We start from the raw sequence: 17983 nt of genomic DNA, 5'->3' as shown, positions 1-17983 counted from the left end.
ATGAGTACAAGTATAGCGACTGACCTTTCGAGGGCCCGGTGAAGCGCTTTCGCCCCGGCATCGTGCCGACCCTGGTGGTGCTCCTGCTGCTGCCGGGATTGATCGCACTGGGCTGCTGGCAGCTGGCACGCGCCGAGCAGAAGCGCCAGCTGCTGCAGGTGTATGCCGAACGCAGTGCCGGCGACGCGGTGGGCAGTACGCAGTTGCTGCAGATCGCCGATCCGGCCTATCGCCGGGTGCACCTGTACGGCCAGTTCGATAGCCAGCACAGCTTGTTGCTGGATAACCGCATGCGCGATGGCCAGGTTGGCGTCGAGCTGCTGCAACCCTTTCTCGACCAGGCCAGCGGCCTGTGGCTGTTGATCAATCGCGGCTGGCTGCCGTGGCCGGACCGGCGCATCCCGGTGCAGTTCAGCACCCCTGGGCAAGCCTTGAGCCTGGACGCCTCGGTGTATGTCGCCCCGGGCACCACCTTCCAGCTGCATGCCGACCCGCAAGGCGGCAGCTGGCCGCGGCTGATCACGGCGATTGACGCCGGCGCGCTGTGGCCGCAACTGGGCCGCGAAGGTTTTGCCCATGAATTGCGCCTGGAACCGGGCCCGGCCAGCTACCGGCTGGACTGGCCGGTGGTCGCCTTGGGCCCGGAAAAACACCTGGGTTACGCCGTGCAGTGGTTTGCCCTGGCGTTGGCCCTGGTGCTGCTCTACCTCTACTTCGGCTGGCATAACAACAAGGAGAAACAGCATGGGAGCCGCCACAAGTCCACTCAACATGTCTGAGGGCAGGCAACCGCGCAATCGTGCGCGTGGACGCCTGCAACTGTTGCTGATCCTGCTGGTGGTCCTCGGCCCGATGATCCTCGCCACCAGCATGTACAAACTCAAGTTCTGGGTGCCCGACAGCCGCAGCTACCACGGCGAAATGATTGGCAACGGCCAGACCCTCGCCGACCTCGGCGTCAGCGCTGAGGAAGGACGCTGGCAACTGCTGGTGAGCACGCCCAAAGAGTGCGGGCTGGACTGCCAACAGTTGGTGTACCTGGCCCGGCAGATCCAGATCGGCCTGGGCCGCGATGCCAGCCGTGCCAGCCATGCCCTGGCCACCGCCCAGCCACTGACGGCGGACTACCAGGCCAAGCTCGAGCGCGAGTACCCGCAACTGCAACGCTACCCCCTGGACCTGTCGCGCTATGGCGCGCTCAGCCAGGGCAAACAGGATGCCCAGCTGTGGATCGTCGACCCGCACGGCAACCTGGTGCTGCGCTACGACGCCAGGGTCAAGGGCAAGGACTTGCTCAATGACCTGCGCCACCTGCTGAAGCTGTCCAATATCGGGTAGGACATTGCCATGGCCAGACCTGGATTTCGCCTCGCTGTCTTCGCCACCCTGCTGGCACTGGTTGTCGTGTTGCTCGGTGCCTACACCCGTCTCACCCATGCCGGCCTGGGCTGCCCTGACTGGCCCGGCTGCTATGGCTTTATCAGCGTGCCCAAAACTGAAGCACAGCTGGCCCACGCCGAGTTGCACTTTCCCGACACTCCGGTGGAAGCGCACAAAGGCCGCAACGAAATGGTCCATCGCTACTTTGCCGGCACCCTGGCCCTGGTGATCACCCTGCTCGCCCTGCAGGCCTGGCGCCGCCATGGCCGCGACGGCCAGCCCTATCGCCTGCCGCTGTTGTTGCTTGGCGTGGTGTTCGCCCAGGCGGCTTTCGGCATGTGGACGGTGACGCTCAAGCTGTGGCCGCAGGTGGTCACGGCACATCTATTGGGCGGCTTTGCCACCTTGAGCCTGTTGTTTTTGCTCAGCCTGCGCCTGTCACGGGCCTTTGCGCCGTTGCCCAAGCTGCCTTTGAGCGTGCGCCGGGTGGCGGCGCTGGGCTTGCTGGTGGTGATCGGCCAGATCGCCCTGGGCGGTTGGGTCAGCGCCAACTACGCGGCAGTGGCCTGCATCGACCTGCCGACCTGCCATGGCCAGTGGTGGCCGCAGGCAGACTTCGCCAACGGCTTCCACCTGACCCAGCATATCGGCCCCAATTATCTCGGTGGCCAGCTCGACAGTGACGCGCGCACGGCGATCCATATGAGTCACCGCCTGGGCGCTTTGCTGGTGACGGCGGTCATGCTGGTCTTGAGTTGGAAGCTGCACCGGCATGGTTTGAGCCGGCTGGCCGGGTTGGTATTGGCGGCGCTGGCGCTGCAGGTGAGCCTGGGCATCAGCAACGTGCTGTTCCATCTGCCGCTGGCCGTGGCCGTGGCCCATAACGCCGGTGGCGCGCTGCTGTTGCTGAGTATGGTGCTGGTCAATTACCGCATTCGCCTGGTTGCCCAGGCCAAGGTCCGCCGGGTCAGCCAGGGCTGGCGCCTGACCCCGCTGGCGAGCGGCGGAGTCGTTCATTATCTGGGAGATAATTCATGGCGACGCTTCTGAGCGAGCGCAGGCTGCAGGCAGGCTGGCGCGATTACCTCGAACTGACCAAACCCAAGGTGGTGGTGCTGATGCTGATCACCTCGCTGGTCGGCATGTTCCTCGCCACCCGTGCCGGGGTGCCGTGGACCATCCTGCTGTTCGGCAACCTGGGCATTGCCTGTTGCGCCGGTGGTGCGGCAGTGGTCAACCATGTGGTCGACCGGCGCATCGATGCCTTGATGGCGCGTACCCATAAACGCCCGATTGCCGAGGGCCGCGTGGCACCGGCGGCGGCGCTGACCTTTGCCCTGCTGCTGGCGACCCTGGGCATGGCATTGCTGCTGGTGTTCACCAACGCCCTGACCGCCTGGCTGACCCTGGCCTCGCTGCTCGGCTACGCGGTGATCTACACCGGCTTTCTCAAGCGCGCCACGCCGCAGAACATCGTTATCGGCGGCCTGGCCGGCGCTGCGCCGCCGTTGCTGGGCTGGGTGGCGATCAGCGGGCACATCAGCGCCGAGCCATTGCTGCTGGTGCTGATCATCTTCGCCTGGACCCCGCCGCACTTCTGGGCCCTGGCCATTCACCGCAAGCAAGAGTACGCCAAGGCTGATATTCCGATGCTGCCGGTGACCCACGGCGAGCACTACACCAAGGTGCATATCCTCCTGTACACCCTGGTGTTGCTGGCGGTCAGCCTGTTGCCCTACGCCATCCACATGAGCGGGCCGTTGTACCTGGCCTGCGCCCTGGCCCTGGGCGGGCGCTTCCTGCAGTGGGCCTGGGTGTTGTACCGTGGCAGTCGGCCGCACGCGGCGATCAAGACCTTCAAGTACTCTATCTGGTACCTGTTGCTGCTGTTCATCGCGCTGCTTGTTGACCACTACCTACTGTTGAACCTATGACTCGAACCCAGAAAACCGTCTTTATTCTCGTTGCCCTGGTCGCCGTGATCCTCGGGCTTACCGTCAACAAGGTGCTCAATGGCCGCAGCGAAGGCAACCCGACCGAGCTGATCGATGCCGGCATCATCCTGCTGCCGCAGAGCCGCACCGTGCCTGCCGTGCAAATGACCGACGAACAGGGCCAGCCTGTGGTGATGGACGAGCTCAAGGGCAAGTGGTCGCTGCTGTTCTTCGGCTACACCTTCTGCCCGGACATCTGCCCGACCACCCTCGCCCAGCTGCGCCAGGTGAAAAGCGAGCTGCCCAAGGAAGCGGTAGACCGTTTGCAGGTGGTGTTGGTCAGCGTCGACCCGAACCGCGACACCCCGGCGCAGCTAAAGCAGTACCTGGGTTATTTCGACAAGGATTTTCGCGGGGTGACCGGCTCGCTGGAAAACATCCAGAAGCTGGCCAATGCGGTGAGCATTCCGTTCATTCCGGCCGATACCAGCAAGCCGAACTACACGGTCGATCACAGCGGCAACCTGGCGCTGCTGGGGCCGGACGGCAAGCAGCGCGGGTTTATCCGCGCGCCGTTCAACAACCAGAAGCTGGTTGCGCAGTTGCCTGGGCTGGTTAAGCGCGACTAAAAGCATCGCGGGTCAAGCCCGCTCCCACAGAGATCACCTGACCTGTGAGAGTTGGCTTGACCCGCGATAGGTCTTTGAATCAGAACGCCGGCTTGACCGCGCCCTTGTACTTCTCTTCGATGAACTTCTTCACCTCAGGCGAGTGCAGCGCAGCCGCCAGCTTCTTCATGTCTTCCGAGTCCTTGTTGTCCGGACGGGCAACAAGGATGTTCACGTAAGGCGAATCGCTGCCTTCGATGACCAGTGCGTCCTTCTCAGGGTTGAGCTTGGCTTCCAGCGCGTAGTTGGTGTTGATCAGCGCCAGGTCGACCTGGGTCAGCACCCGCGGGATGGTTGCCGCTTCCAGTTCACGGAACTTCAGGTTCTTAGGGTTCTCAACGATGTCTTTGACGCTCGAGAGGATGTTGCTGTTGTCTTTGAGCTTGATCACACCGGCCTTGTCCAGCAGCAGCAAGGCGCGACCGCCGTTGGTGGCGTCGTTGGGGATGACCACGGTAGCGGTCGACGGCAGCTCGTCGAGCTTCTTGTACTTGCTCGAGTAGGCGCCCAGCGGCTCCAGGTGCACGCCGGCAACGCTGACCAGATGGGTGCCCTTGGCCTTGTTGAACTCATCCAGGTACGGCTGGTGCTGGAAGAAGTTGGCGTCCAGGCGCTTCTCGGCCACTTGCACGTTCGGCTGGATGTAGTCGGTGAACACCTTCACCTTCAAGTCCACGCCTTCTTTGGCCAGGGCCGGTTTGACGAACTCGAGGATCTCGGCGTGCGGCACCGGGGTGGCGGCGACGGTCAGGGTCTCGGCCTGGGCCGAGAAGGCCGCGACGGCGGCGACAACAGCAAGCAGCTTTTTCATCAAATCACTCCTTGTGAGGGCCAGTCCGGCCCCCGGTGCGTCGGCAGTGCCGACCCATGGGGTTACTTACGGGAAAAATGCACAACCAGTTTGTCGCCCACGCTCTGCAGGACTTGAACCAGTACCAGCAGCAGGACCACGGTGACCACCATCACGTCGGTCTGGAAACGTTGGTAACCGAAGCGGATCGCCAGGTCACCGAGGCCGCCAGCGCCCACCACACCGGCCATCGCGGTGTACGACACCAGGGTAATGGCGGTGACGGTAATGGCCGCGAAGATGCCCGGACGGGCCTCGGGCAGCAAGGCATTGGTGATGATCTGGCGAGTGGTGGCGCCCATCGACTGGGTGGCTTCGATGATGCCGCGGTCGACTTCACGCAGCGCGGTTTCCACCAGGCGCGCGAAGAACGGCGTGGCTCCGACCACCAGGGGCGGGATGGCCCCGGCGACGCCCAGCGAGGTGCCGGTGATCAGCACGGTGAACGGAATCATCACGATCAGCAGGATGATGAACGGCAGCGAGCGCAGGACGTTTACCACCAGCGACAGCAGCGCGTACACGCCTTTCTGTTCGAACAGCTGGCGCGGGCCGCAAAGAAACAGCAACACGCCCAGCGGCAGGCCGAGCAGCACGGTGAAGAACAGCGAGCCGAACAGCATGATCATGGTGTCGATGGTAGCCAGCCAGATTTCGGCCCAGTCGACGTTGGCAAAGAAACTCAAGGCGTCCATCAACGCAGTACCTCCATATGAACATCAGCCGCAGTGAAGCGGGCGAACGCCGCTTCCATGTCGCCGCCAGTGACGGCCAGGGTCAGCTGCCCATACGGGGTGTCCTTGATGCGATCGATGCGGCCAGCGAGGATGCTGTAGTCCACACCGGTTTCCCGGGCGACGGTGCCCAGCAGCGGCGCGTAGGTCGAATCGCCCTGGAAGGTCAGGCGCACGATGCGTCCTGGCACATGGGCGAAGTCGTCGCGCTGTTCGTTTTCGTCGATCTGCTCGTCTTCCTGGACGAAGCGCTTGGTGGTCGGGTGCTGCGGGTGCAGGAATACATCGGCCACCGGGCCGTGCTCGACAATCTGCCCGGCATCCATCACCGCCACGCGGTCGCAGACCCGGCGGATCACGTCCATTTCGTGGGTGATCAGCACGATGGTCAGCTTCAGTTCGCGGTTGATCTCGGCCAGCAGTTGCAACACCGAGGCGGTGGTCTGCGGGTCGAGGGCGCTGGTGGCTTCGTCACACAGCAGGATCTTCGGCTTGGTGGCCAGGGCGCGGGCGATGCCGACGCGCTGCTTCTGGCCGCCGGAAAGCTGTGCCGGGTATTTTTTCGCGTGATCGGCCAGGCCGACGCGGGCCAGCAACTCGTTGACGCGGGTGTCGATTTCCTTGCGTGACAGCTCGCCGGCCAGGGTCAGCGGCAAGGCTACGTTATCGGCAACGGTCTTGGAGGCCAGCAGGTTGAAGTGCTGGAAGATCATCCCGACTTGCTGGCGGAATCGACGAAGATCGTTGGCGTTGAACCCAGTGACGTCTTCGCCGTCGACGATGATCTTGCCGCCGCTTGGCGCTTCAAGGCGGTTGATCAGGCGCAGCAGGGTACTTTTACCGGCGCCGGAATGGCCGATCAGCCCGAACACCTGGCCGTCTTCGACGCTCAGGTTGGTCGGGTGCAGTGCGGGGATATCCCTACCGGCTACGCGGTAGGTTTTATGAACATTTTGAAACTCGATCACGTAGCGAACCTTGTGGGGCGCATGGGAATGGGGTCAGCGGTTAGCCGGGCGCGCATTTTAGCCTGTTCGTATAGAGGTTCTTAGCATTTATTTCGCAATTGACCAATGCTACTGGAATAACGCGATCAGTGGTCAATCCGAAGGAACGCCTGCAGGGGCCATCAGTCACTACTGAATAGGGCCCGCCGTGGGGTCGAACCGTAGGACTGATTGAGTGAGGAGAGCACACTGATGCCCAGCAAGAAGAACCCACCCAAGGAAAGCCAACTCGCCGGTACCCAGACCCCGGACCGCGCCAATACCAACGCCAAGCTGCAAAGCCTGGAAACATTTCGCAGTGACGCCACCGGCCAGGCGCTGCGCACCAACCAGGGGGTCAAGGTTGCCGACAACCAGAACACCCTTAAAGCCGGTGACCGTGGCCCGTCGCTGCTGGAAGACTTCATCATGCGTGAAAAGATCACGCATTTTGACCATGAGCGCATCCCCGAGCGCATCGTCCATGCCCGCGGTACCGGGGCCCATGGCTACTTCCAGGCCTATGAATCGCATGCCGCGCTGACCAAGGCCGGTTTTCTCCAGGACCCGGAGAAAATCACCCCGGTGTTCGTGCGCTTTTCCACCGTTCAGGGCCCGCGTGGCTCGGGTGATACCGTGCGCGATGTGCGCGGTTTTGCCGTGAAGTTCTTCACCGACGAAGGCAACTTCGACCTGGTCGGCAATAACATGCCAGTGTTTTTCATCCAGGATGCGATCAAGTTCCCCGACTTCGTCCATGCAGTAAAACCTGAACCGCACAACGAAATGCCCACCGGCGGCTCGGCCCACGACACCTTCTGGGACTTCGTCTCGCTGGTGCCGGAGTCGGCGCACATGGTGATCTGGGCGATGTCCGACCGCGCCATTCCTAAAAGCCTGCGGACCATGCAGGGCTTCGGCGTGCATACCTTTCGCCTGATCAATGCCGAGGGCAAATCCAGCTTCGTCAAATTCCACTGGAAGCCCAAGGCCGGCGTGTGTTCGCTGTTGTGGGACGAAGCGCAGAAGCTGGCGGGCAAAGACACCGATTACCACCGCCGCGATCTGTGGGAAGCGATTGAAACCGGTAATTACCCGGAATGGGAGTTCGGCGTGCAGATCGTCGCCGAAGAAGACGAGCACACGTTCGACTTCGACTTGCTCGACCCAACCAAGATCATCCCCGAAGAGCTGGTACCGGTGACGCCGCTGGGCAAGATGGTGCTTAACCGCAACCCGGACAATTTCTTTGCTGAAACCGAACAGGTTGCCTTCTGCCCTGGGCATATCGTCCCCGGCATCGACTTCTCCAACGACCCGCTGCTGCAGGGCCGGTTGTTTTCCTACACCGATACCCAAATCAGCCGGCTAGGCGGGCCGAACTTTCACGAGATCCCGATTAACCGTCCGCTAGCCCCTAACCACAACGGCCAGCGCGATGCGCAGCACCGCACCACGCTGGACAAGGGCCGTGCCTCTTACGAGCCCAACTCGATCGACGGTGGCTGGCCCAAGGAGACTGCGCCGGCAGCCAGCGATGGTGGTTTCGAGTCGTATCCGGAGCGCATCGAGGCGCACAAAGTGCGCCAGCGCAGCCCGTCGTTCGCCGACCATTTCTCCCAGGCGCGATTGTTCTTCCAGAGCATGAGCCCGACCGAGCAGGAGCACATCATCAGCGCCTACAGCTTCGAACTGGGCAAAGTTGAGCGGGAGTACATCCGCGCCCGTGAGGTCAATGAAATTCTTGCCAACATCGACCTCACGCTGGCGGCGCGAGTGGCTGCCAATCTTGGCCTGCCGGCGCCGAAGAAAGGTACGGTGGATGTGCCCCAAACCAGCCTCAAGGAGTCACCGGCGTTGAGCCAGATGAACCTGCTCGGCGAAGGCATCAAGGGCCGCAAGGTTGCAGTGCTGGTGGCTGATGGCGTGGATGGCGACAGTGTCGATAGCCTGGTCAAGGCGCTGGAAGCCGAGAGCGCGCAGATCAAGATCCTTGGCCCGAGCTCGGCGCCGGTAAAAACCGCCCAGGGCAAGGCGCTGGCCGTGGATGCCTCGATGGAAGGCATGCCGTCGGTGATCTTCGATGCGGCCTGGGTGCCGGGCGGCAAGGCTTCGCTACAAGCCCTGGCCGGTGATGGTGTGGCGTTGCACTTCCTGCTCGAAGCCTACAAGCACCTCAAACCCATTGGCCTGGCCAGCGAGGCGCAAGCCGTGTTCGACAAGCTGGGGCTCAAAGCCGACAGCGGTTTGCTGCTGGGCAATGATGACAAAACCTACAAGGCCTTCATCACGGCAATCAGCAAACATCGGGTGTGGGAGCGTGAGGCCGCGGCGAAAGCCATTCCGGCGTGAGGCACAAACAGGGTGCCCATCAGGGCACCCTGTTTCGTCATGGGCGGCGTGGGATCAGCACCGCCTGGGCAGGTTGGTTGCGGTGAATCTCGTGGCTTTGCTGCAAGGCAAAATCACCGTCGAGTTTTTTAACGCGTTTGCCCAGCAAGGTTTGCAGCCAGGGTGCATCCTGCTTGCGCGGCACCTGGAACACCACATCGCACTGGTAATTGATCACATCACTGGCGATGTCATCGAGTTGCTTGCGCATTTCGCGAATATTGGTGGTTTTCAACGCAACCACGGTGCTTGGCGCGGTCGGGTCGATCAGCTTGGCGGCAGGGCGGGCTTCGGCGGCTTTCAGGGCGGCCTCGGCTTTGTCGAGCTCGGCCTTGCGCGCCTGGGCGATAGCACCGTTGACGCCGCCCGTCAGCGCCGGCGCCTTGGGCATCAGCGCACGGGCGCGGGCCAGGGCGGTGGCCGCCGCGTTCACATCGCCCTTTTGCAGGACGATCTGGCTGCGTTGCAGATAGGCTTCGGCCAATTGACGCTGGTACTGCTCGATCCGGCTGTCATTCGGCGCCTGGCTTTGCAGGGTGGCGAGTTGATCTTCGGCAGTGGCCAGCTCGCTGCTGGCGATGCTTTGCTCCAACTGCTGCCAGGCATCAGGCTGGGCAGGCACGGCAGCGTTGTCGGCCGGGGTGCTGGAGCACGCGGCGAGGATCAGTGAAAACGCGGCAAGGAGCAGATAACGGGAGGCGAACGGCTTCATTCCTGCGACTCTCTATTTGCGCAAAAAGCGAGCAAGTCTACACCCAGTCCGCAGACTCGAAAATAACTCTTCAGGACCCCGCGCGTTTTTAAATGTCGCAGGGTGCAACCGCTTTGGCTGCACCCCACGTCTTCAGCGCCGGGGCAGTGCCAGGCTCAGCAAGAATAGCACTGCGGCGCAGACCACGATGGACGGCCCGGCCGGCGTGTCCTTGAACCACGACAACGCCAGGCCGCCGCACACCGCGGTAACCCCCAGCAGGCTGGCGCCCAGGGCCATTTGTTCCGGCGAGCGGGCGTGACGTTGCGCCGCAGCGGCGGGAATAATCAATAGCGAGGTAATCAGCAGGACGCCGACGATCTTCATCGCCACGGCAATCACCACTGCGATCAGTAGCATCAGCGCCAGGCGCAGCGCGGCGACCGGCAAACCTTCGACCATGGCCAGTTCTTCGTGCACGGTGACTGCCAATAGCGGGCGCCACAGCACCACCAGCAACAGCAGCACCGCAGCGCTGCCGCCGAGAATCCAGGCCAGATCCCCCGGGCTGATCGCCAGCAGGTCGCCGAACAGGTAGGCCATCAGGTCGATGCGCACATCGTGCATGAAGCTCAGCACCACCAGGCCAAGGGAAAGCGTGCTCGGTGCCAGAATCCCCAGCAGAGTGTCGGAGGCCAGCGGCTGGCGTTGTTGCAAGGTCACCAGCAAGATCGCCAGCAACAGGCAGCCGACAGTCACCGCCAGCGCCGGGCTGACATCCAGCACGAAACCCAGGGCGACGCCGAGCAACGCAGCGTGGGACAGGGTGTCGCCAAAATAGGCCATGCGCCGCCAGACCACGAAGGATCCCAGAGGGCCGGCGACCAGTGCCAGGGCCAAACCTGCGAGCAGGGCGTAAAGCAGAAAATCAGCCATGCTTGCAGTGATCTCCATGAACGTGGCCGCCTTTGGCCGGGGCAACCACCGAGCCGTGCAGGTCGTGGGCGTGGTCGTGATGGTGGTGATAGATCGCCAGGCTCGGCGCGTTGCTGCCGAACAGCTCGACGAACGCCGGGTCGCCGCTGACCTGCTCGGGGTGGCCGGAGCAGCAGACATGGCGGTTGAGGCAGACCACCTGGTCGGTGGTGCTCATGACCAGATGCAGGTCATGGGAAACCATCAGCACGCCGCAGCCATGGCGGTCGCGCAGACGGGTGATCAGGCTGTACAGCTCGGACTGGCCGGCGACGTCGACGCCCTGCACCGGCTCATCGAGCACCAGCAGCTCGGGCTCGCGCAGCAGTGCGCGGGCCAGCAGCACGCGCTGCATCTCGCCGCCGGAAATCCCCTGGATCGGGCTGTCGATGACCTTTTCGGCGCCGACTTCCATGAGTGCCGACAACGCTGCGGCGCGATCAACGCCGGGCACCAGGCGCAAGAAGCGCAGTACCGAAAGCGGCAAGGTGGCATCGACCTGAAGCTTTTGCGGCATGTAGCCGATGCGCAGCCGCGGCTTGCGCCAGACCATACCGGTATGCGGCTTGAGCAGGCCGAGCACGGCGCGCACCAGGGTGGTCTTGCCGGCACCGTTGGGGCCGATCAGGGTGACGATCTGCCCCGGTTCCACGGCCAGGTCGATGCTGTCGAGCACCGCTTGGCCGGCGAAGCTCACGCCCACCTGCTCGAGGCGAATCAGCGCATTGCTCATCAGGCGCTCCGGCAGTTGCTGCACAGGCCGACCACTTCGACCGTTTGTGCTTCGACGCTGAAGCCGACGTCTTTAGCGCTGGCGACGATGGCGTCGCTGATGCTGCGCTGCTCAAGCTCGATGGCCACGTGGCATTCGCGGCAAATCAGGAACTGGCCCTGGTGCGCGTGCTCGGGGTGGCTGCAGCCGATAAAGGCGTTGAGCGAGGCAATGCGGTGCACCAGGCTGTTTTCCAGGAGGAAATCCAGCGCCCGGTACACGGTCGGCGGCGCGGCCCGGCGACCGTCCTGCTCGCTCAGCACGGCGAGGATGTCGTAGGCGCCCAGCGGCTTGTGGCTCTGCCACACCAGCTCCAGCACGCGGCGGCGCAAAGCGGTCAGGCGCACACCCTGGCGTGCGCACAGCGCATCGGCCTCGGCCAGGGCGCTGTGTACGCAATGGGAGTGGTCGTGGGGGCGGTTGGCCAGCGGGGTTTTAGGCATGAGCGGCGACGGTTCTGATTGGAGACGTTATTATGTTACCTGTTTCAGCCCCTGTGAGTGGTCATCGTGTCCCGAATTTTTGCCCTTTTTGTCGCTTTTATCGCCACTCTGGTGATGGCCCAGGCACAGGCCGAAGTGCGTGTGCTGACCAGCATCAAGCCCCTGCAACAGATCGCTGCGGCGGTTCAGGACGGCGTCGGTACGCCTGAAGTGCTGCTGCCGCCAGGCGCCTCGCCGCACCATTACGCCCTGCGTCCTTCCGACGTACGGCGGGTGGCCGACGTCGACCTGCTGTACTGGATCGGCCCGGACATGGAGGGCTTTCTGCCGCGTGTGCTCAAAGGCCGCAGCAAGCCAAGCGTTGCCGTGCAGGAACTGCCCGGCCTGCACCTGCGCCATTTTGGCGAAGATAGCCACTCCCATGACGAAGATGGCGACGATCATGACCATGATCACCGCCCCGGCAGTCTCGATGCCCACCTCTGGCTGTCATCGGTCAACGCCCGGGTGATCGCCGCCAGGATCGCCGCAGACCTCAGCACTGCCGATCCGGCCAATGCCGCGCGCTACCAGAGCAACCTCAAGGCCTTCGGCGAGCGTCTGGATGCGCTGGACGGGCGCCTGAAAAAGCGCTTGAGCGGTGTCAGCGGCAAACCGTTCTTCGTTTTTCACGAGGCATTTGACTACTTCGAGTCGGCCTATGGTCTGAAACACACCGGGGTGTTCAGCGTGGCCGCCGAAGTGCAGCCGGGTGCCCAGCACGTGGCGGCGATGCGCAAGCGCCTGCAGGAAGTGGGCAAGACCTGTGTGTTCAGCGAGCCGCCACTGCGCCCACGTTTGGCTGAGACGCTGACGGCGGGGCTGCCGGTGACCCTGGCGGAGCTGGACGCGCTGGGTGGTACGGCGCCGGCCAGTGCCCAGGGCTACGAGCAGTTGCTGGAGACGCTGGGGAATGATCTGGCGGGGTGCCTGGAGAAGTTGTGACGCCCCGATCGCAGGGGCAAGCCCGCTCCAACCTATTGTAGGAGCGGGCTTGCCCCGCGATGTTTCACAGCGCGAACGGCAACGCTATCTCTACCTGCTGGCGCGCCGCCAGGCGTACTTCGAAGTCGGCCGGGTCGTGAATCAGCACGTCCATCCCGGCAAACGATTCGGCGGCAATCAGGCGCGACAGCCAGAAGCGCACGCAGGCAATGCGCAGCATCACCGGCCACAGGTTGGCCTCGGCCGAGGTGAACGGTCGCAGCGCTGCATAAGCGCCGAGCAACGCCCGCGCCCGTGGGCCGTCGATGATGCCGGCGTCGTCGCAGCACCAGTCGTTCAGGGTAATCGCCAGGTCGTAGAGCATCGGCCCCGAGCAGGCGTTGTAGAAGTCGATCAGGCCGGTCAGGTGGGTGCCTTCGAACAGCACGTTGTCGCGGAACAGGTCGGCATGCAGGTTGGCCCGCGGCAGGGCCATGATCTGCGCCTTGTGCTCGACAACTTCGTCCAGGCACGCCTGCAGCAACTGGCGTTGTTCGGCGTTCAGGCGCGGCATCAGTTCGGCGCCGGTTTCCAGCATCCAGTCCAGGCCGCGGTCGGTCTTGCGTTCCAGGACCTTGTCGCGGGTGGCCAGGTGCAGGTGCCCGAGCAGTTCGCCAACCTGTACGCAGTGCTGATTATTGGCGCTCTTGATGTGCTTGCCCGGCAGCCGTGGTTGCAGCAGCGCAGGTTTGCCGGCCAGTTCGCGCAGGGCTACGCCGTCGTTGCCACGCAAGGCGTAGGGCACCGGCAGGTCGGCCTCATGCAGTACGTCGAGCAGTTCGATGAAGAACGGCAGGTCCTGGATCGGCCCGCGTTCGACCAGCGTCAGCACGTACTCGCCCTGTTCCAGACTGACAAAGAAGTTGCTGTTCTCGGTACCGGCGGCAATGCCCTGGAAGTCCCGCAGGCGGCCCAGGCCGTACGGCGCCAGAAAGGTTTCCAGCTCAGGCCGGGTCAGGGGGGTGAAGACTGACATGATCAAAAATTGCCCATACGGGCACTTCAGCAGGGAAGTGCCAGGTTGATGTAAAGGGTACGGCCTACTTCCACTCGAAGATTTTCCACGACGGGATCAGCATGTCCGGCTGGTCGGAGCGGACGAAATTGCCGTCCGAGCCATCGGCACGTACCAGGAAATAAGGTTTGCCGCCTTTGGGCGTCACCTTGATTGCATACAGGAAGCCATTTTGCCGGTATTCCTGGATGGTTTTGTCGCCTTCCGTGCGAATGGTTACCTCTGGATCAGCCGATGGCGCGTCATCCGCTGCCACGGCGACGACCGGAGTGACTGCCAACAGGCTGAGCAGCAACAGGCGATTTAGTGTACGCATGATAACCTTGTCCCTTTGTCGTCAATGTTCCGGACATTCTAGCGCCGGGCCCGTCGAAAAGGTTGATTCTGCACATGAGCCAAGCTCCCCTCGTCCTGGTGGACGGTTCCTCGTACCTGTACCGCGCCTTTCACGCGCTGCCACCACTGACTACCTCCAAGGGCCTGCCGACCGGCGCGGTCAAGGGCGTGCTGAACATGCTCAAGAGCCTGCGCAAGCAGTATCCGGACAGCCTGTTCGCGGTGGTCTTCGACGCCAAGGGCGGCACTTTCCGCGACGAAATGTTCGCCGAATACAAAGCTAACCGGCCGAGCATGCCCGACGACCTGCGCGTGCAGATCGAGCCGCTGCACGCCAGCGTACGCGCCCTGGGCTATCCGCTGCTGTGCGTCGAAGGCGTAGAAGCCGACGACGTGATCGGCACTCTGGCGCGCAGCAGCGCCGCGGCCGGGCGCCCGGTGATCATCTCCACCGGCGACAAGGACATGGCCCAGCTGGTCGACGGCCACATTACGCTGGTCAACACCATGACCGGTACCGTGCTCGACGTCGCTGGCGTGCACGAGAAATTCGGCGTCGGTCCTGAACACATCATCGACTTCCTCGCCCTGATGGGCGACAAGGTCGACAACATCCCAGGCGTGCCGGGCGTGGGTGAAAAGACCGCGGTGGGCCTGCTGACCGGTATCGGTGGCGGCCTGAGCGACCTGTACCAGAACCTCGACAAGGTGCCGACCCTGGCCATTCGCGGCGCCAAGACCCTGCCGGCCAAGCTGGAAGAACACCGCGACGCGGCGTTCCTGTCCTACGAGCTGGCCACCATCAAGATCGACGTGCCACTGGACGTCGAAGTCGATGCGCTGGTGTGCGGCGAGCCTGATCGTGACGCGCTGCTGGCGCTGTACACCGAGATGGAGTTCAAGAGCTGGGTCGACGAAGTTCAGCGCGACGCCAAGCGTGCCGGCCAGGAAGTGGTGGTCGAAGCGCCGCAGGAAGTGGTCGAGGCCCAGTACGAAACCATCCTCGACCAGGCCCGTTTCGATGCCTGGCTGGAGAAGCTGCGCCAGGCGCCGCTGTTTGCCTTCGACACCGAAACTACCGGCCTCGATGCCCAGCAGGCGCAACTGGTCGGTGTGTCGTTCGCGGTCCAGGCCCATGAAGGCGCTTATGTGCCGCTGACCCACTCCTACATGGGCGTGCCCGAGCAGCTTGACCGCGACAGCGTGCTGCTGGCGCTCAAGCCGCTGCTGGAAGACCCGGCCAAGGTCAAGGTGGCGCAGAACGCCAAGTACGACATGAACATCCTGGCCAACTGCGCCATCGGTGGCGACATTGCCAATGGCATCCAGATGCAGGGCGTGGCCTACGACACCATGCTCGAGTCCTACGTGCTTGACTCCACCGCCACCCGTCACGACATGGACAGCCTGGCGCTCAAGTACCTGAACCACACCACCATCGGCTTTACCGACATCGCCGGCAAAGGTGCCAAGCAACTGACCTTCGATCAGATCAGCCTGGAGCAGGCCGGCCCCTATGCCGCCGAAGACGCCGACGTCACCCTGCGCCTGCACCAGACCCTGCAGCAGAAGCTGGCGAGCATTCCGAGCCTGCAGTCGGTACTGACCGACATCGAAATGCCGCTGGTGCCGGTGCTGGCCGAGATCGAGCGCCAGGGTGCGCTGGTCGATGCCAAGCTGCTGGGCGTGCAGAGCATCGAGTTGGGCGAGAAAATGGCCGAGCTGGAGCGCCAGGCCTTCGAAATCGCTGGCGAAGAATTCAACCTCGGTTCGCCCAAGCAGCTTGGTGTGATCCTCTACGACAAGCTCGGCATGCCGGTGCTCAACAAGACCGCCAAGGGCCAGGCTTCCACTGCCGAAGCGGTGCTGGCGGAACTGGCCGACATGGACTTCCCGCTGCCCAAGGTGCTGATGCAGTACCGCTCCCTGAGCAAGCTCAAGAGCACCTACACCGACCGCCTGCCGGAGCAGATCAACCCGCGCACCGGGCGTATCCACACCTCCTACCACCAGGCGGTGGCGGCCACCGGGCGCCTGTCGTCCAGCGACCCGAACCTGCAGAACATCCCGATCCGTACCGCCGAAGGCCGGCGTATTCGCCAGGCCTTCGTCGCTGCGCCGGGCTACAAACTGCTGGCGGCGGACTATTCGCAGATCGAACTGCGGATCATGGCCCACCTGGCCCAGGACGAAGGCCTGCTGCACGCGTTTCGCAACGACCTGGACGTGCACCGCGCCACCGCTGCCGAGGTTTTCGGCGTCGAGCTGGAGCAGGTCACCATCGACCAGCGCCGCAGCGCCAAGGCCATCAACTTTGGCCTGATCTACGGCATGAGCGCCTTTGGCCTGGCCAAGCAGATCGGCGTCGACCGCAAACAGTCCCAAGCCTACATCGATCGTTACTTCGCCCGTTACCCGGGCGTGCTGGCCTACATGGAGCGCACCCGCGCCCAGGCTGCCGAGCAAGGCTATGTCGAAACCCTGTTTGGCCGGCGCCTGTACCTGCCGGAGATCAACGCCAAGAACCCGGCCCTGCGCAAAGGTGCCGAGCGCACGGCGATCAACGCGCCGATGCAGGGCACGGCAGCCGACATCATCAAGCGCGCGATGGTCGCTGTGGATAACTGGCTGAGCGATTCGGGGCTGGATGCCCGGGTGATCCTCCAGGTGCACGACGAATTGGTGCTGGAGGTGCGCGAAGACCTGATTGAGCAAGTGCGCGAGCAAATTCGTCCACACATGAGCGGTGCCGCGCAGTTGGACGTTCCGCTGCTGGTTGAGGTCGGTGTGGGGTCAAATTGGGACGAAGCACACTAAAAATGCGCTGAAATTCGGGGAAAAGCTGCGGCATATCGTCGCGGCTTTTTAGCTGGCCTGATGCCATTAGCGCCGGAAATTTCCCATCTATCGCAAATAGTTTTTAAACGTCAGGAACTAAACCGGTGAACTGCGACTCAGAGTAACTGAATGGCTGGTGAAGCCCTTCGATGCTCCTATGTTGTGTTAAGTGTTGGCAGATATCTGGACCCCGCCCTAGCGGTCCGGAACTTGGACCCCGAACTTCCCCCTCCCCATACGAAGTCCGGGGTTTTTTTTGCCCGGCGTTTGCCGGGCAGCCCTTATTCTGCGGGCTTGTCCGCCAGTTCCATCCAGCGTGCCAAAACGCCGTAAGCCTCTTCCAGGCCCTGGCGCTTGGGCGCCGAGAACAGCTGGATCGAGACGCTGTCGCCCCAGCCTTTGCGAATTTCCGCCTGCACCTTGAGCAGGGTGTTCTTGGCCGCGCCGAAGGTCAGTTTGTCGGCCTTGGTCAGCAGGATATGCATCGGCATGCCCGAAGCGCGCGACCAGTCGAGCATCATCATGTCGAAGTCGGTCATCGGATGGCGCACGTCCATCATCAAGATCAAGCCCTTCAAGGCCTCGCGGCTGCCCAGGTAGGCCTCCAGGTGGCGCTGCCAGTGCTGCTTGAGCGGGATCGGCACCTTGGCATAACCGTAGCCCGGCAAGTCGACCAAACGCCGTTCATCGTCCAGACTGAAGAAGTTCAACAGCTGGGTGCGCCCCGGGGTTTTCGAGGTGCGCGCCAGGCTGGCGTGGGTCAGGGTGTTCAGGGCACTGGACTTGCCAGCGTTGGAGCGGCCGGCAAAGGCCACTTCATAGCCCTGGTCGGGCGGACACTGGTCGACCTTGGCAGCACTGATGGCGAATTTGGCCTGTTGGCAGAGGCCGAGGATGGGGTTTTTGACTTGCATGGGATATCCGGTGTGGGCGTTGCCAGAGGCGGG

General features: G+C 63.2%; 18 protein-coding genes. 8 read left to right on the top strand and 10 right to left on the bottom strand.

Going from position 1 to position 17983, the window contains the following annotated elements:
• Nucleotides 1–38: 38 nt before the first annotated feature.
• Genes JYG36_RS00400 through JYG36_RS00380 form a run of 5 tightly spaced genes read left to right on the top strand, consistent with a single transcriptional unit; the run spans nucleotide 39 to nucleotide 3943 of the window.
• Complete coding sequence (locus tag JYG36_RS00400; RefSeq protein WP_093377631.1) at nucleotides 39–779, top strand: SURF1 family protein; 741 nt, start codon at nucleotides 39–41, stop codon at nucleotides 777–779.
• Complete coding sequence (locus JYG36_RS00395; protein ID WP_093377627.1) at nucleotides 745–1338, top strand: PA_0111/PP_0108 family redox-active disulfide protein; 594 nt, start codon at nucleotides 745–747, stop codon at nucleotides 1336–1338. Before JYG36_RS00400 ends, JYG36_RS00395 begins: the two co-directional genes overlap by 35 nt.
• A gap of 9 nt (nucleotides 1339–1347) precedes the next feature.
• Nucleotides 1348–2430 carry a COX15/CtaA family protein gene (locus tag JYG36_RS00390; protein WP_045200695.1) on the top strand — a complete coding sequence of 361 codons (1083 nt, stop codon included), beginning with the start codon at nucleotides 1348–1350 and terminating at the stop codon, nucleotides 2428–2430.
• A complete protein-coding gene (gene cyoE / locus JYG36_RS00385) occupies nucleotides 2415–3314 on the top strand; it encodes a heme o synthase (RefSeq protein WP_195885379.1) in 900 nt (299 codons plus the stop codon). The genes JYG36_RS00390 and cyoE overlap by 16 nt, the downstream gene beginning before the upstream one ends.
• A complete protein-coding gene (locus JYG36_RS00380) occupies nucleotides 3311–3943 on the top strand; it encodes an SCO family protein (protein ID WP_045200691.1) in 633 nt (210 codons plus the stop codon). The genes cyoE and JYG36_RS00380 overlap by 4 nt, the downstream gene beginning before the upstream one ends.
• 79 nt (nucleotides 3944–4022) lie before the next feature.
• Here JYG36_RS00380 and JYG36_RS00375 read toward each other — a convergent pair whose 3' ends face one another.
• The 3 genes from JYG36_RS00375 to JYG36_RS00365 all read right to left on the bottom strand — a co-directional run bounded on the left by JYG36_RS00375 (nucleotide 4023) and on the right by JYG36_RS00365 (nucleotide 6534).
• On the bottom strand, nucleotides 4023–4793 hold the full coding sequence (locus JYG36_RS00375) for a MetQ/NlpA family ABC transporter substrate-binding protein (RefSeq protein WP_093377617.1): 771 nt from the start codon (nucleotides 4791–4793) through the stop codon (nucleotides 4023–4025).
• Between the two features lie 62 nt (nucleotides 4794–4855).
• Nucleotides 4856–5527 (bottom strand): methionine ABC transporter permease, encoded by a 672-nt coding sequence (locus JYG36_RS00370; RefSeq protein WP_045200686.1) that lies wholly within the window; start codon nucleotides 5525–5527, stop codon nucleotides 4856–4858.
• Nucleotides 5527–6534, bottom strand: coding sequence for a methionine ABC transporter ATP-binding protein (locus JYG36_RS00365; RefSeq protein ID WP_045200684.1), 1008 nt, complete (start codon nucleotides 6532–6534; stop codon nucleotides 5527–5529). The genes JYG36_RS00370 and JYG36_RS00365 overlap by 1 nt, the downstream gene beginning before the upstream one ends.
• Before the next feature lie 231 nt (nucleotides 6535–6765).
• Here JYG36_RS00365 and katE point away from each other — a divergent pair, with 231 nt between their 5' ends.
• Nucleotides 6766–8904, top strand: a complete 2139-nt coding sequence (gene katE, locus JYG36_RS00360) for a catalase HPII (RefSeq protein ID WP_213602811.1) — start codon at nucleotides 6766–6768, stop codon at nucleotides 8902–8904.
• Between the two features lie 37 nt (nucleotides 8905–8941).
• On the opposite strand, the gene JYG36_RS00355 is transcribed toward katE, so the two are convergent.
• The 4 genes from JYG36_RS00355 to zur all read right to left on the bottom strand — a co-directional run bounded on the left by JYG36_RS00355 (nucleotide 8942) and on the right by zur (nucleotide 11824).
• Nucleotides 8942–9655 carry a PA5502 family lipoprotein gene (locus JYG36_RS00355; protein WP_045200680.1) on the bottom strand — a complete coding sequence of 238 codons (714 nt, stop codon included), beginning with the start codon at nucleotides 9653–9655 and terminating at the stop codon, nucleotides 8942–8944.
• Between the two features lie 132 nt (nucleotides 9656–9787).
• The gene (gene znuB / locus JYG36_RS00350; protein ID WP_038997827.1) at nucleotides 9788–10570 is read right to left on the bottom strand and encodes a zinc ABC transporter permease subunit ZnuB; all 783 of its coding nucleotides are present in this window, start codon (nucleotides 10568–10570) and stop codon (nucleotides 9788–9790) included.
• On the bottom strand, nucleotides 10563–11342 hold the full coding sequence (znuC, locus tag JYG36_RS00345) for a zinc ABC transporter ATP-binding protein ZnuC (RefSeq protein WP_213602810.1): 780 nt from the start codon (nucleotides 11340–11342) through the stop codon (nucleotides 10563–10565). Before znuC ends, znuB begins: the two co-directional genes overlap by 8 nt.
• Nucleotides 11342–11824, bottom strand: coding sequence for a zinc uptake transcriptional repressor Zur (gene zur, locus JYG36_RS00340; protein WP_045200675.1), 483 nt, complete (start codon nucleotides 11822–11824; stop codon nucleotides 11342–11344). The genes znuC and zur overlap by 1 nt, the downstream gene beginning before the upstream one ends.
• Before the next feature lie 66 nt (nucleotides 11825–11890).
• Between zur and JYG36_RS00335 the strand changes: the two genes are divergently transcribed.
• Complete coding sequence (locus tag JYG36_RS00335) at nucleotides 11891–12808, top strand: zinc ABC transporter substrate-binding protein (RefSeq protein WP_045200771.1); 918 nt, start codon at nucleotides 11891–11893, stop codon at nucleotides 12806–12808.
• A 64-nt stretch (nucleotides 12809–12872) separates the two neighbouring features.
• Here JYG36_RS00335 and JYG36_RS00330 read toward each other — a convergent pair whose 3' ends face one another.
• Entirely contained in the window at nucleotides 12873–13823 is a 951-nt protein-coding gene (locus JYG36_RS00330) for a homoserine kinase (RefSeq protein ID WP_045200673.1), read from the bottom strand.
• A 64-nt stretch (nucleotides 13824–13887) separates the two neighbouring features.
• Nucleotides 13888–14178 (bottom strand): DUF2782 domain-containing protein, encoded by a 291-nt coding sequence (locus tag JYG36_RS00325; RefSeq protein ID WP_045200671.1) that lies wholly within the window; start codon nucleotides 14176–14178, stop codon nucleotides 13888–13890.
• 74 nt (nucleotides 14179–14252) lie between these two features.
• Between JYG36_RS00325 and polA the strand changes: the two genes are divergently transcribed.
• Nucleotides 14253–17015: a DNA polymerase I gene (gene polA, locus JYG36_RS00320; protein ID WP_213602808.1), complete on the top strand. Its 2763-nt coding sequence runs from the start codon at nucleotides 14253–14255 to the stop codon at nucleotides 17013–17015.
• A 302-nt stretch (nucleotides 17016–17317) separates the two neighbouring features.
• On the opposite strand, the gene yihA is transcribed toward polA, so the two are convergent.
• Nucleotides 17318–17950 (bottom strand): ribosome biogenesis GTP-binding protein YihA/YsxC, encoded by a 633-nt coding sequence (yihA, locus tag JYG36_RS00315; protein ID WP_045200667.1) that lies wholly within the window; start codon nucleotides 17948–17950, stop codon nucleotides 17318–17320.
• Nucleotides 17951–17983 lie beyond the last annotated feature (33 nt).

Source organism: Pseudomonas sp. SORT22, from assembly GCF_018417635.1.
Classification (GTDB): domain Bacteria; phylum Pseudomonadota; class Gammaproteobacteria; order Pseudomonadales; family Pseudomonadaceae; genus Aquipseudomonas.
The sequence above is the reverse complement of the archived record's forward strand: the minus strand, read 5'-3'. Positions and strand labels throughout refer to the sequence as shown.